Raw genomic sequence first — 512 nt, 5'->3', positions numbered from 1 at the left:
GTCATGGTTCCACATCGAGGATTAACAAATTATTTAAATTGGTGCACTCAAAATTATTATAAAGGGAATGGTGGACAAGGTTCATTAGTTCTGTCATCAATATCTTTTGACTTAACAATTACAGGGATGCTTTCTCCATTATGTATAGGAGAAACAGTAGTTTTATTTCCTGAGGGATTAGATTTAGAAGAATTAGGAAGATGGGTTCGGAAAAGAAAATATAGTGTTATAAAGCTAACACCAGCCCATTTAGAGTTATTATCTCATCAAGTTTCTGAAGAAGATGCTGCTTTTTGTACAGATACTTTTGTAGTAGGAGGGGAGCCTCTACTCGCAAAACATGTTGATTTTTGGGTAAAGCATGCTCCAAATACAGTCATAATAAATGAATATGGACCGACTGAAGCAGTAGTTGGATGTACTAATTATATAGTAAAACCAGGAGAGAATTATAGTAAATCCATACCTATAGGAAAGCCTATTTTTAATACTGAAATGTATGTATTAGATAC

Annotated in this window: 1 protein-coding gene; it reads left to right on the top strand. The window is 33.6% G+C overall.

Annotated elements, in window-relative coordinates:
- Positions 1-512, top strand: a 512-nt coding sequence (locus MR170_RS31010; RefSeq protein WP_242310669.1) for an AMP-binding protein, incomplete at both ends; no start/stop codon positions are given.

The sequence above is a fragment of the Bacillus cereus group sp. BfR-BA-01524 genome (assembly GCF_022662595.1).
In the GTDB taxonomy this organism is placed as follows: domain Bacteria; phylum Bacillota; class Bacilli; order Bacillales; family Bacillaceae_G; genus Bacillus_A; species Bacillus_A thuringiensis_S.
The sequence above is the reverse complement of the archived record's forward strand: the minus strand, read 5'-3'. Positions and strand labels throughout refer to the sequence as shown.